Origin of the sequence: Bartonella sp. AP4SXKL (assembly GCF_042195845.1) — a bacterium.
Classification (GTDB): Bacteria; Pseudomonadota; Alphaproteobacteria; order Rhizobiales; family Rhizobiaceae; genus Bartonella.
The window spans coordinates 67234-81029 of record NZ_JBHIPA010000005.1; the positions used below are offsets into that span (position 1 = coordinate 67234).

Below are 13796 nucleotides of genomic sequence, written 5' to 3' on the forward strand. Positions count from 1 at the left end.
TATTTTTGCGTTAAGACTCCAGAATCTTTTTTTGTGTAATTTAGTTTTTAAAGTGTTTGTTAAACAGGCTGGGGAACCATATTACTTTGAGATAATTTATAAAATGGATAAGGTGGATACCATGGTGACGCGTGCAGATAGAGATCCAATTGCTAATTGGTGGTGGACGATTGATCGCTCTATCTTTGCAGCTTGTTTAATTTTAATGGGAATTGGCATTATGCTGTCTTTTGCTGCCAGCCCTATTATTGCAAAAAAAATCGGAATTGCTGATAGTTTTTATTTTGTTCGGTGGCATATCATTTTTAGCATTTCAGCATTTTTTACGATGGTTACCATTTCCTTTTTTTCGCTTTCTAATATTCGTCGTTTATGTGCTCTTTTGCTCATTGTAACGCTTGCTCTTATGGTTGCAACCTTATTTTGGGGTCCAGAATTAAAGGGAGCACGGAGGTGGATTCTACTATTTGGTTTTTCTGTACAGGCTTCAGAGTTTATGAAGCCAGCTTTTGTGGTTATGTCCGCTTGGCTTTTTTCGGAACAGATACGCAAGAGGGGCATTCTAGGTTATACGTTAGCGATTGTACTTTATGCCATTTGTTGTGTGCTTCTGGTTTTGCAGCCTGATATTGGACAAACAGTTTTAATAAGTGCAACATGGGGGGGGCTGTTTTTTATTGCTGGTGTCCCTCTTACTATTATTTTTCTCTTTCTCATTTTAGGCGTTGTAGGAATTATTTTAGCTTATCTTTTTCTGCATCATGTGCGCGAGCGGATCAATGGTTTTTTGACAGGTGAAGGGGATACGTTTCAAGTGGATGTGGGACGTGAGGCTATTTTGAATGGTGGTTGGTTTGGGCAAGGTCCTGGGGAGGGCACAGTAAAACGTATCATTCCTGATAGCCATACAGATTTTGTATTTTCCGTTGCTGCTGAAGAATATGGTATTATTCTTTGTTTATTAATTATGATGCTGTTTGGCTTTATCGTTATGCGTTCATTGTATATAGCCATGAATACACGTGATTCCTTTATACGTCTTGGTATTACTGGCATAGCAATGATGATTGGCTTTCAATCAGCTATTAATATGGCCGTTAATCTTCACTTAATTCCTCCAAAAGGTATGACATTGCCTTTTATTTCTTATGGTGGTTCTTCGATGGTGGCGATTGCGTTTTCAATGGGCATTTTGCTTAGTTTAACACGTCGTTGGCCAGAAGCGCGCCTTTCAGCTTTTTCTTCCTCTTCTGTCTTGGATACCCCTTATGAATGATAAAAAAGTTATTATTTTGGTGGCTGGTGGTACAGGTGGACATCTTTTTCCTGCTGAAGCCCTTTCTGTTGAATTAAGGCAGCGTGGATATGATGTTCATTTAATAACAGATGAAAGAGCACGCCCTTTTGTTCGGTGTTTTGATGAAGAGCATATTCATATCGTTTCATCGGCAACATTTACACGACGCCATCCTTTTGCTCTGATAAAGACGTTTTGGTCTTTGCTAAGGGGTATGGGGCAATCGTTGGCGTTGTTTTATAAATTACGTCCTGTTCTTGTTGGAGGATTTGGGGGGTATCCGAGCTTTCCTCCTCTTTTTATTGCGGCTTTAACGAGGCGTGTGACATTTATTCATGAACAAAATGCTGTTATGGGGCGTGCCAATCGGGTGTTGGCAATTTTTGTGCGTGCAATCGCTGGTGGTTTGTTGTCGCCAAATGGCGCTTATGCTCATAAAATACTTTTGACGGGGAATCCTGTCCGTGAGGCTGTGTTGAAGGCGGCCAAAATTCCTTATCATTCTTCAGAGGGAGAAAAGCCATTTAATTTTTTGATTTTTGGAGGTAGTCAAGGGGCTTCTGCTTTTTCACATATTGTTCCAGAAGCTATTGCTTTATTTGATGATAAGAACCGTAAACGTTTACGAATTGTACAGCAAGTCCGCGGTGAAGCAGGAAGGTTGATCAAAATCTATCGTGATATGGGGGTACAAGCAGAAGTTGCTCCTTTCTTTGATGATATGGCTGAACGTATGGCACATGCTCATTTTATTTTGTCGCGCGCTGGGGCTTCGTCCGTTTGTGAGATAGCGGTGATTGGTAGACCTGCTCTGCTTGTTCCCTATCCCCATGCTTTAGATCATGATCAGGCTGCCAATGCAGCTTTGCTTGCTCGTGTGGGGGGAGCACAAATTATATCAGAAAAAGATTTAAATGCACAAAAGCTTTCTTCTCTTTTAATGCACGCTTGTTGTGCGCCCCATTTATTGGAAAAACAAGCGCTTGCTGCAAAAAAAGTTGGACAACCTCATGCAACCCGTCGCCTTGCTGATATGGCTGAATCCTTAACTGCAGGGCGATTGTTGTCAGATATAAAAGAGGAGCTTTTTAATGAAAATGCCACTTGATATAGGCGTTATCCATTTTATCGGAATCGGGGGGATCGGTATGAGTGGAATTGCGGAGGTTTTTTATAATCTTGGCTATAAAGTTCAAGGGTCAGATCAAGTTGAAAGTGCAAATGTTGAACGTTTGCGGAAAAAAGGAATTAACGTTCATATAGGTCATTGTGCTGAAAACTTAGGGAATGCAGAGGTTGTTGTTTTTTCTACTGCCGTTAAAAAAACAAATCCTGAGTATATTGCTGCAAAGGAAAGACATTTGCCGCTTGTCAGACGTGCAGAAATGCTGGCGGAGCTGATGCGATTTCGGCGTGCAATTGCAGTGGGTGGTACACATGGTAAAACAACAACCACATCAATGGTCGCAGCCCTTCTTGATGCTGGTCATTTTGATCCAGTGGTGATTAATGGCGGTATTATTAATGCTTATGGTACGAATTCTCGTACGGGAGATGGCGATTGGATGATTGTTGAAGCTGATGAAAGTGATGGTACATTTTTAAAGCTGCCTGCTGATATTGCTGTTATTACTAATATTGACGCTGAGCATTTGGATCATTATGGAAGTTTTGATGCTGTGCGTGAGGCTTTTCGGCAATTCGTAGAAAATGTTCCTTTTTATGGTTTTGCTGTTTTGTGTCTTGATCATCCAGAGGTTCAGTCATTGGCGGGCCGTATTGATGATCGTTGGGTGATCACTTATGGTGCAAATCCACAAGCGGATGTTCGTTTTCTTAATCTTTCGATGGATGGTCAAAAAACGCATTTTGATGTTCTTGTTCGCTCACGCAAAACAGGAAGAAAGATTGAGTTGAAAAATTTGCTTTTGCCCATGGCAGGGCAGCATAATGTTGCCAATGCAACGGCGGCGATTGCTATTGCGCATGAACTTGGCATTTCAAATGAAGCTATAAAAAGGGGCTTAGCAGAATTTGGCGGAGTAAAACGGCGTTTTACGCGAACAGGAAGTTGGCGTGGCATTGAAATATTTGATGATTATGGACATCATCCTGTTGAAATAAAGGCTGTTTTGCGTGCTGCACGTGAGAGTGCAAAAGGGCGTGTTATTGCGATTGCACAACCCCATCGGTATTCGCGTTTGTATCATTTATTTGATGATTTTGCTGCTTGTTTTAATGATGCAGATACAGTGTTGATTACGCCCGTTTATGCGGCTGGTGAAGAGCCTATTGTAGGATTTGGTTCTCAAGAATTGGTAGAGCATATTAAAATGGCGGGTCATCGTGATGTGCGCTTGATACATGGTTTGGAAGATGTTGTGTCTCTTGTCTCAAAATTTGCTCAGGCAGAGGATTATGTTGTTTTTCTTGGTGCTGGCAATATCACACGATGGGCTTGTGCTTTGCCTCATCAGTTAGCGGTATTGGATGGTCATGATAAATTTTCAGCACATTGATGGTGAGGCGCTATTGGCGCAATTGCAACCACTGTTAGGTGGCGTGAGAGGAAAGCTTACACCTAATGTTGAGATGCGTAAGGTAACGTGGTTTCGCACGGGCGGGTTGGCAGAGCTTTTTTATCAGCCTGTCGATGAAGAAGATTTGGCTCTCTTTCTTCAAAATTTGCCTGAATTTGTTCCTGTAACAATTGTCGGTATTGGTTCTAATCTTCTGGTGCGTGATGGGGGGGTTCCTGGTGTTGTGATTCGTCTTTCGCCAAAAAAATTTGGGCAAGTGAAGCAAGTTTCTCCAAAAGGCTTTTTAGTTGGTGCTGGTACGGCGGATAAACATTTAGCTGCTGCCGCTTTAGAAGCTGAGATTGCAGGTTTTCATTTTTATCATGGTATTCCTGGAGGTCTTGGAGGAGCTCTCAAAATGAACGCAGGTGCGAATGGTGTTGAAACCGCAGCGCGTGTTGTCGAGGTCTATGCGCTGGATCGTAAAGGGCAACGTCATATCTTGAGTGTGGAAGATATGCATTATTCCTATCGCCAGTGTGATATTCCTGAAGGTTTTATTTTTACTGCTGCTTTATTGGAAGGGGAGCCTGGTAATAAAGATAATATTCGTGCTGCTATGGATGAAGTTGCCCTCCATAGGGAAACAGTGCAACCTATTCGTGAAAAGACCGGTGGATCAACTTTTAGAAATCCTGAGAATGGATCTGCGTGGCGCGTGATTGATGAAGCAGGGTGTCGTGGTTTACGGATTGGTGGCGCTCAAATGAGTGAAATGCACTGTAATTTTATGATCAATACAGGGCAAGCAACAGGATATGATCTTGAAGCATTGGGAGAAACAGTGCGTGCGCGTGTTTTTGCAAATTCAGCCCACCTTTTACAATGGGAAATAGAGCGTATTGGTCAATTTGAGCGTGGTCGAAGTGTTCCTCCTTTTGATCCATTTCATTGATTTATTGTTCACTAAAAAGTGAAAATAAAAAATTGAGTCATTTCAAAGAGATAATAAAAAATTTCTATTAAGAATCAATAAATTAACAAAGAATCTCTTGCATCCGGCTTTTGAGTCTGATTCATTATGCAAAATGCTAGGTTATTGATTCGCAAGGATAAACTTTGTTTTTCCTGTATGTAGTGCTGATGTATTCTATATAGACTACATATAGTATGCGAAAGAGGGTGATTTATTATGAAAGATAAACATATAGCTGTGTTAATGGGAGGTTTTTCTTCTGAACGGTCTATAAGTTTATCTTCAGGGGCGGCGTGTGCTGATGTTTTAGAGGTGCAGGGGTATCGCGTGAGCCGCGTGGATGTTGATGCTCATATTGCTTCTGTTCTTGAACAGTTGCAGCCCGATATTGCCTTCAATGCATTGCATGGTCCATTTGGTGAAGATGGCCGGATTCAGGGGATTCTTGAATATTTAAAAATTCCTTATACTCATTCTGGCGTGATGGCATCTGCTTTGGCAATGGATAAGGGACGTGCAAAAATTATCGTTGCAAATGTTGGGGTTTGTGTTGCTCCTTCTCGTATCATGAGCCGCTTTGCTTTGGGCCGAACGCATCCCATGGAGCCTCCTTATGTAATTAAACCTGTGTGTGAAGGATCAAGTTTTGGTGTTGTCATTGTTCAAGGAAATGAAGCTGCACCGCCGCATAATATTGGGGGAGCTGAGTGGGGGTATGCCGATGAGGTGATGATTGAAAAATATATTCCTGGTCGTGAATTGACTTGTGCTGTTTTGGGGAACGAAGTGCTGGATGTGTGTGAAATTCTTCCCGATAAACACTTTCCATTCTACGATTATGACTCAAAATATAAAACGGGTGGTTCTCTTCACATTTGTCCTGCACAACTTTCACTAAATATTTACCAAAGTGTGCAAAGAATGTCTTTAGCAGCCCATCAGGCGATAGGGTGTCGAGGTGTTAGCCGTTCTGATTTTCGTTTTGATGAAAAAACGGGAGAATTGGTTTGGCTTGAAATTAATACGCAACCAGGTATGACCTCGACGTCTCTTCTTCCTGATATTGCAAAAGCGAGCGGCCGTACTTACGGCGATATTGTTCAATGGATGGTGGAGGACGCATCATGTATGCGTTGAATGTTAATAAAACAAATGTTCCGATGGAGGTGCTTTCAGTGCCGGCTTTGCCACGTCTTTATCGTCGTTTTCTTCGGTTTATGTTTGAGTTTGTTTTTGTCAATATTCATATTCCACGCCATTTTGGCTCTTTTGCTGTTGTGTGGTTTTTCTTTGTTACGGCTTTTTATGGACTTTCATCAAGTGGTCAGATGGCTGTGGTCGTAAATACGATCATATTGGATAGTAGTTTTGTGGTCACTCATGTCGATATAAGCGGTAATAAGCGCTTGGCAAAGCAGGATATTTTTAAAATTTTAAAACTTGATGTTGCGCCTTCTATATTCACTTTTGATGTTGAAAGAGCGCGTTCTCTGTTGGAAAAACAGGCTTGGGTGCAATCGGCTAATGTTCAGAAAATTTATCCCAATAGAATGCGCATTTCCATCGTGGAGCGTGAACCCTATGCCATTTGGCAACATGATGGCATAATGGATATTGTTGATAATACAGGTCGTGTCATTGTGCCTTTTAAAGGAGAAATTGTTCGGGATTTACCTCTTGTGGTTGGGCAGGGTGCACAAAATGCTGCTAAAGTGTTTATTCAAGCGCTGTCAGTCTATCCGGAAGTATATGATCGTATTCGTGCTTTTGTGCGGGTAGGTGATCGACGTTGGGATCTTGTTTTGAATAATGGAATGCGCGTTATGTTGCCTGAAAATGGTGCTCTTGAAAGGCTTTCTTCTCTTTTTTCGTCCGGTATAATGCAAGATCTTTTATCTCGCGATATTCTCAGTGTTGATTTACGTCTTGCTGATCGAATTACTGTTTCTTTATCAGATGAAACGTTGGAGCGTTATCATACTACTGTAGCAGAAGAAGAACGTATTTTAAAAGCGCGAAAGGCAGGAAGCCTATGATGCTACTCAGATCACATCATTTGAAGGGGCGTAAAACACGTTTTTTAACGGTACTTGATGTCGGTTCAAGTAAGATTGTTTGTCTTATTGCTTGTTTGCGTCCTTTGAAGCATGCACACTATTTACATGGTCGTACACATTCTACGGAAATTCTAGGCTTTGGAGTGCAGCGTTCACGTGGTATTAAATCCGGTGTTGTCATGGATATGTTTGCAGCAGAACAATCAATAAGATTGGCTGTTGATGCGGCAGAAAAAATGGCGGGTTTGGTGGTGGATTCAGTGATTGTGAATTTTTCCTCAAGTCGATTACAAAGTGCTTTGATTAATGGAAAGGTTCATTTGAATGGTCGTGAAGTCACCAAGCGTGATATGCGTATGGCCTTTTCAGATGTTTCGCGTAAAGCCTTTGATGCTGAACGTCATGTTATGCACTCAGTTCCAGTTTCTTATGTATTGGATGGAGATAAAGGAATTTTTGATCCTATTGGCATGGCAGGGGAAACATTTGGTGTCGACGTGCATGTGGTAACAGCAGAAACAGCCTCTTTGCGTAATTTGGAAACTTGTATTAATCGTGCACATTTGAGTGTTGAAGCAATGGTTGCTACTCCCTTTGCAAGTGGTCTTGCTGTCTTGATGAATGATGAGGCGCGTTTAGGGGCTGCATGTATTGATTTTGGTGGTGGAACAACAACATTTTCAGTGTTTTTTGAGGGGAAATTTATTCATGCAGATGCTCTTGCTGTTGGGGGGCATCATGTCACTCTTGATGTTGCGCGCGGATTTTCTATGTCTTTAACAGAGGCGGAACGTTTAAAAGTTGTTTATGGTTCAGCACTTTTAACAAGTGCTGATGAGCGGCAAATGATTAATGTAGCAGAAATTGGGAGTGAACAGCGTGAAACTCAATATCCTCGCGCGGTTCTTGGGCGTATCATTCGTGCGCGTGTTGAAGAAATTTTAGAAATGGTCCGTGATTGTTTAAATCGTTCTGGTTTTGGTCACATCATTGGTAAACGTGTTATTTTGACTGGGGGAGCAAGCCAGTTAACAGGATTGCCAGAAATGGCACGTACTATATTAGGAAGAAATGTTCGTATCGGGCGGCCTTTAGGTATTTCGAGGCTTCCTTCTCTTGCAAAAGGGGCGGCGTTTACATCTGCTGTTGGGTTGTTAATTTATCCGCAATTGGTGGGTTTTGAAGAAAAAACAATGCAGGCGGCAGGAAATCATTTATCGATGGGCACGCGTGGATATTTTCAGCGTGTTGGTCAGTGGTTGCGTGAGAGTTTTTAGTTAAGTCTAGTTGGATAAATTTCATCGCTTTGGCTTGCGGTGTCTTATGAGAAGGAAAAGAAAATGACGATTAATCTGCATCGGCCAGATATCGCGGAATTGAAGCCACGCATTACCGTTTTTGGTGTTGGAGGTGGTGGCGGGAATGCCGTGAATAATATGATAAATGCTGGTCTTCAGGGAGTTGACTTTGTTGTTGCAAATACGGATGCACAGGCTTTGGCTATGTCAAAGGCTGAACGTGTTATCCAACTTGGGGCAGCTGTGACAGAAGGTTTGGGTGCTGGGGCTTTGCCTGAAGTTGGACAAGCGGCGGCGGAGGAATGTATTGATGAAATTATTGATCATCTTGCAGACTCTCATATGGTTTTCATTACTGCTGGTATGGGGGGAGGAACTGGAACAGGGGCTGCTCCCGTTGTTGCTCGCGCAGCGCGTGAAAAAGGTATTTTGACTGTTGGTGTTGTGACAAAGCCGTTTCAGTTTGAAGGCGCACGTCGTATGAAAACGGCAGAGGCTGGTATTGAAGAATTACAAAAGTCTGTCGATACATTGATTGTTATTCCCAATCAAAATCTTTTCCGTATTGCAAATGATAAGACAACGTTTGCTGATGCTTTTGCTATGGCTGACCAAGTGCTTTATTCTGGTGTTGCTTCCATTACGGATTTGATGATTAAAGAGGGTTTGATTAACCTTGATTTTGCTGATGTTCGTTCTGTTATGCACGAAATGGGTCGAGCCATGATGGGAACGGGTGAGGCATCTGGTGATGGGCGTGCTTTGGCTGCGGCTGAAGCTGCTATTGCAAATCCATTGTTGGATGATACCTCTATGCGTGGGGCGCGTGGTTTATTGATTTCTATTACGGGTGGTCGTGATATGACTCTCTTTGAGGTTGATGAAGCTGCTAATCGTATTCGTGAAGAAGTAGATGCTGATGCGAATGTGATCTTTGGCGCTATTGATGATGAGTCATTGGAAGGTGTTATTCGTGTTTCTGTGGTTGCCACCGGTATTGATCGTGAAGTTAGTGATGTGGTTCAGTCCTCTCATCCTCAGATTCAAAGGCCTGCTTCTTCAATACGCAAGAGCGATCCTGGAACGTCACATAGTTCTTTTCATGTTCAATCATCGCCTCTGCGTTCTGAGTCAATGGTAGAAGTGATCGAATCACTTGAAATAGAGAAGGGTAAATCAACCGGAGAACAGTTCCGTCCCAAAAGTCAAATTTTTGCACAACCTGCAGAAGCAATGACGACACGAAGTGCCACGAATGCTGTTGCGTATGGTTCAAATGCTGTTCAGGAACAGAGATCAAATGTGCCTCGTATGCAAGTAAGCCGTGGTTCTCAACAGGCGATGACGGCTCCTGTGAGTATGGAGGCAACAGCGCATGTTCTTGATGAGATGACAGGGCTTGTGAAGCAAAAAGAAAAGCCAGTGCAACCAAAACAAATGCAACAAATGCAAGCGCGCGCTCCAATGCGTATGCCTGAGTTAAAGGATTTTCCTCCTGTTGCTCATGGACAAAGCCAAAGAACATTTGTGACGGATCAGGGTCCTCGTAATCTTTGGCAGCGTTTGAAACAGAGCTTGACACATCGTGAAGAAGCTGAGCCAGAAGCGAGGCTGGAGCCTGCTGTTAGATCGTCTCAGCAGAAAGATTCTCATGTTTACAATAAAAACTCTCAGGCGCTTTCTCAAGATGCTTCTGTTTATGTTCCACGTCGTTCTGGTGAGCTGCATCCTCAGGTACCACAAGATCAGCGTACTTTTATAAGTGAAGAAGATCAGTTGGAAATACCAGCATTTTTACGTCGTCAGGCAAATTAATTGATGAAAAATGAGGTAAAGTAAGAAATTTTATTATTTCTTTAATGATCAGACAAAAATTATACAGTAAAATATATTACTGTATTTTGGATAAAATACTTTGTTTTAAAAAAACCGCTTACAATAAGCGGTTTTTTTGTATTATTTACTATGAATATTTTTTATAGTTTTATAAATTTTGTTAAAAGATGTACAAGCAATTTAATAAAATGATATGATGAATTTAGTACCAAAATATCAGTCTACTCTTAAAAAAGCAGTAACATTTAAGGGGATTGGCGTTCATAGTGGCTGTTTGTCAGTGGTAAAGGTTTGTCCAGCGGATGTTGGGTGTGGTATTGTTTTTAAGCGTTGTGGATTAGACGGAACAGAGAAAATATTTCAAGCCCATGCATCGCAAACAGGAGAAACTGAATTATCAACAGTACTTGGAGATGGAGATGTAAGGGTTGAAACAATTGAACATTTGATGGCGGCAATTGCTGCTTATAATTTGGATAATCTTGTTATTGAAGTGTCACATAATGAGATTCCTATTTTGGATGGTTCAGCGTGGCTATATTGCCAAGCTTTTGAAGATGTTGGTATTGTACAGCAAAATGCGTTGCGTTCTTATTTCATTATAAAAAAGCCGGTGCGGGTTGAAGGAGCTCATGGTGTTGCAGAGCTTTTGCCATTCGATGGACGTCGTTTTGATATAACGATCTCTTTTCCTTCTTCTGTTATTGGTAAGCAACATTTCAGTTTTGATCTTACCACACGAGGGTTTAGGGATGATTTGTCACGTGCGCGCACTTTTGGTTTTATCAAAGACGTGGAAGAATTAAGGCTTTCTGGAAAGGCGAGAGGCGCTTCTTTGGAAAATTCTCTTGTTATCGACCTTAATGATAAAATTTTAAATCCCGATGGTCCTTATTGGGAGAATGAATGTGTTCGGCACAAGATGCTTGATGCGATTGGTGATACTGCTTTGCTTGGGGCACCTTTTATTGGATTATTTCGTTCTTATTGTAGTGGGCATAGAATTAATGCGCAATTGGTGAAGGCTGTTTTGGCAGACGAATCATATTATGAAAAAAGCTTTTTAGAGAAAAAGTAAAAAAATTGGCAAGATTTTTTATCGTTTATTTGATTTTTAAGGGGATGATTGACCTAAACTGTTAAATTGGTTATGTGGATTTTAAAGTGATATGGTATAAAACCTTTGATAAATTGTTTTTGCTACAAGGTGATATTCTCTGGAGGCCGGAAAAACTATGAAAAAATCTCATGTGTGCATTGGAAATATGACATATAGAAAATCTAACATTGTACGCAAGATATTGGGGGTGGTACTTTTAGGAAGCACCTGTATGTTAGCGGGATGTCTCTTTAAAGAGAAAAATACCCTTGATCCATCTGCTTATGTTTTGAAAATAGAGCCACCAGATGTTCTCTATAATCAGGCGCTTGCTAGCCTTGAAAGTGGGCGGCTTGGGGATGCATCGAAGAAGTTTTTGAAGATTGAAAAACAGTACGCTTATACAGACTGGGGGCGTAAATCTTTGGTCATGGGTGCTTTTACTAATTATCGACTCGGAAAGTATGATGATTCAATTAGTATGGCTCAACGCTATATTACGCTTTATCCAGGGTCAACTGACTCGGCTTATGCGTACTATATTATTGGTCTTTCTTCTTTCCGTCGGATTCCCGATGTTACGCGTGATCAACGTGATACGAAACGCGCTATTGCTGCTATGCAGCTTCTTATAGAGCGCTATCCAAATTCTGAATATGTCAAGGATGCTAAGGATAAAATCCGTTTTGGGCGCGAACAGCTGGCTGGTAAAGAAATGCAGATCGGCCGTTATTATGAAGAGGGGCGGCGCTACCTTGCGGCAAGTAGACGGTTTCGTACCGTGGTTGAAGAGTATTCCGATACAAATCAAATTGAAGAAGCACTTTTCCGCTTAACGGAAGTTAATTTAGCTCTTGGCTTAACGGCGGAAGCGCAAACAGCAGCAGCTATTTTAGGACGTAATTATCCCAAAAGTGAGTGGTATAAATTTTCTTATAATCTCTTGCAGAAGAATAAAATATCACCACGTGAGCATAAATCTTCTTGGATCTCAAATGCTTTAGGTGGTGACAAGAAGAGGGTACGTTGATTCTCTATGTTGGTACAGCTTTCGATTCATAATATTGTTTTGATCGAAACGCTCGATATTCATTTTACAGCGGGGTTGACGGTTTTAACTGGAGAAACGGGTGCGGGGAAGTCTATTCTCCTTGATGCTTTATCACTTGCTCTAGGGGGGCGGGGTGATGCTTCGCTTGTGCGTCATGGGGCTGACCGCGGGCAGGTCACAGCTGTTTTTGATGTGTCTGTTTCACATCCTGCACGTCAACTTATTCGTGAGAATGGTCTTGATGACGAGGGTGATATTATTTTACGGCGGGTACAATCAAGTGATGGACGTAGCCGTGTCTTTATCAATGATCAGGTGTCTAGTGTTGCATTGATGCGAAGTGTTGGCCGTTTGCTGGTTGAAATCCATGGACAACATGATGATCGTGCACTGATTGATGTTGCTACACATCGCCAATTATTAGATGCCTTTGGTGGACTTGAGAATGAAGTGGAAAATTTACGCCAGTGTTATCATACATGGCGTGAATGTGAGGAGCGTTTGCAACAGCAGCGTCTTAAAGTAGAGAGTGCTGTACGGGAGGTTGATTATCTTCGTGCGTGTGTAGAAGAGCTTGAAAAGCTTGATTTTCAAGTTGGTGAAGAAGATGCTCTTTCTCTTCGCCGTGCAGATATGCTTAAATTAGAAAAAATAGCAACGGATATAAAAGAAGCGGATGATCTTTTAACGGGTCAAAAATCACCAATCCCAGTGCTTTCCAATTTGGTGAGGCGTTTGGAGCGGAAAATTCCTGAGGCGCAAGAACTTATTGCACCAGTGGTGAAATCTATTGATGAGGCATTGCATGCACTTGCAACAGCACAAGAAGGTATTGAGGTGGCAATACGAGCATTGGACTTTGAACCTGATGAATTGGAACGGATAGAAGAACGTCTTTTTGCTCTTCGGGGTTTTGCTCGTAAATATCAAGTTTCTGCGGATGAATTGGTTCAGTTACGCGATAAAATGGATGCTGAACTGGCTGATTTTGAAGAGGCTCAGACCATATTGACACGTTTTGAAGATGAGGCAGAGCAGGCAAAGAAAAATTATGATACATTGGCGCAAGCCTTAACAATAAAGCGTCGGGAGACAGCAAAGCATTTATCTGAAAGTGTTATGGCTGAGTTGCCGGCATTGAAGTTAGAGAGGGCTGAATTTATTGTTGAAATGCAAAGTGATATGGAAAAGCGGAGTGCAGAGGGATGTGATCGTATTGAATATTGGGTGCGGACAAATCCTGGAACACGTGCTGGGCCGATGCTTAGTGTGGCTTCTGGCGGTGAATTATCTCGTTTTTTGCTGGCATTAAAAGTTGTTTTATCTGATCGAGGATCAGCACCGACGCTGATTTTTGATGAAATTGATACAGGCGTTGGGGGGGCTGTTGCAGCGGCTATTGGGCAACGGTTGCAACGCTTATCAGAACATGTCCAAGTTTTCGCTATTACGCATGCTCCACAGGTTGCATCGAAAGCGCATGGTCATTTTCTTATTTCAAAAATTGAGAGTCATGATAAAGGACGCTTTGTTACTGCGATTCATAAAATGAAAGAACATGAGCGTGCAGAAGAAATTGCCCGTATGTTGGCTGGAGAACAGATTACTGAAGAAGCGCGTGCAGCGGCTCAAAAGCTTCTCGCATAAAGGTAATTAGTCAGCG

The 13796-nt window shown here is 41.9% G+C and carries 11 protein-coding genes; all 11 read left to right on the plus strand.

All coding sequences use genetic code 11. The features are described from left to right. Positions 1–121 precede the first annotated feature (121 nt). The 11 genes from ACFIMI_RS03950 (at position 122) to recN (ending at position 13780) form a co-directional block, all read left to right on the plus strand. On the plus strand, positions 122–1276 hold the full coding sequence (locus ACFIMI_RS03950; protein ID WP_375692262.1) for an FtsW/RodA/SpoVE family cell cycle protein: 1155 nt from the start codon (positions 122–124) through the stop codon (positions 1274–1276). Then, on the plus strand, positions 1269–2405 hold the full coding sequence (gene murG / locus ACFIMI_RS03955; RefSeq protein WP_375638335.1) for an undecaprenyldiphospho-muramoylpentapeptide beta-N-acetylglucosaminyltransferase: 1137 nt from the start codon (positions 1269–1271) through the stop codon (positions 2403–2405). Before ACFIMI_RS03950 ends, murG begins: the two co-directional genes overlap by 8 nt. After that, complete coding sequence (gene murC / locus ACFIMI_RS03960) at positions 2389–3816, plus strand: UDP-N-acetylmuramate--L-alanine ligase (RefSeq protein WP_375692263.1); 1428 nt, start codon at positions 2389–2391, stop codon at positions 3814–3816. Before murG ends, murC begins: the two co-directional genes overlap by 17 nt. Continuing rightward, on the plus strand, positions 3794–4771 hold the full coding sequence (gene murB, locus ACFIMI_RS03965) for a UDP-N-acetylmuramate dehydrogenase (RefSeq protein WP_375692264.1): 978 nt from the start codon (positions 3794–3796) through the stop codon (positions 4769–4771). The genes murC and murB overlap by 23 nt, the downstream gene beginning before the upstream one ends. Positions 4772–5008: 237 nt before the next feature. Next, a complete protein-coding gene (locus ACFIMI_RS03970) occupies positions 5009–5929 on the plus strand; it encodes a D-alanine--D-alanine ligase (RefSeq protein WP_375611998.1) in 921 nt (306 codons plus the stop codon). Beyond that, complete coding sequence (locus ACFIMI_RS03975; protein ID WP_375692265.1) at positions 5917–6828, plus strand: cell division protein FtsQ/DivIB; 912 nt, start codon at positions 5917–5919, stop codon at positions 6826–6828. Before ACFIMI_RS03970 ends, ACFIMI_RS03975 begins: the two co-directional genes overlap by 13 nt. Beyond that, entirely contained in the window at positions 6825–8126 is a 1302-nt protein-coding gene (ftsA, locus tag ACFIMI_RS03980; RefSeq protein WP_375613372.1) for a cell division protein FtsA, read from the plus strand. Before ACFIMI_RS03975 ends, ftsA begins: the two co-directional genes overlap by 4 nt. 63 nt (positions 8127–8189) lie before the next feature. Further along, positions 8190–9962: a cell division protein FtsZ gene (gene ftsZ, locus ACFIMI_RS03985; protein ID WP_375612001.1), complete on the plus strand. Its 1773-nt coding sequence runs from the start codon at positions 8190–8192 to the stop codon at positions 9960–9962. A gap of 214 nt (positions 9963–10176) precedes the next feature. Further along, on the plus strand, positions 10177–11061 hold the full coding sequence (gene lpxC, locus ACFIMI_RS03990; protein ID WP_375628837.1) for a UDP-3-O-acyl-N-acetylglucosamine deacetylase: 885 nt from the start codon (positions 10177–10179) through the stop codon (positions 11059–11061). Between the two features lie 157 nt (positions 11062–11218). Then, the gene (locus ACFIMI_RS03995) at positions 11219–12112 is read left to right on the plus strand and encodes an outer membrane protein assembly factor BamD (RefSeq protein ID WP_375612003.1); all 894 of its coding nucleotides are present in this window, start codon (positions 11219–11221) and stop codon (positions 12110–12112) included. 6 nt (positions 12113–12118) lie between these two features. Continuing rightward, positions 12119–13780, plus strand: a complete 1662-nt coding sequence (gene recN / locus ACFIMI_RS04000; RefSeq protein WP_375692266.1) for a DNA repair protein RecN — start codon at positions 12119–12121, stop codon at positions 13778–13780. Positions 13781–13796 lie beyond the last annotated feature (16 nt).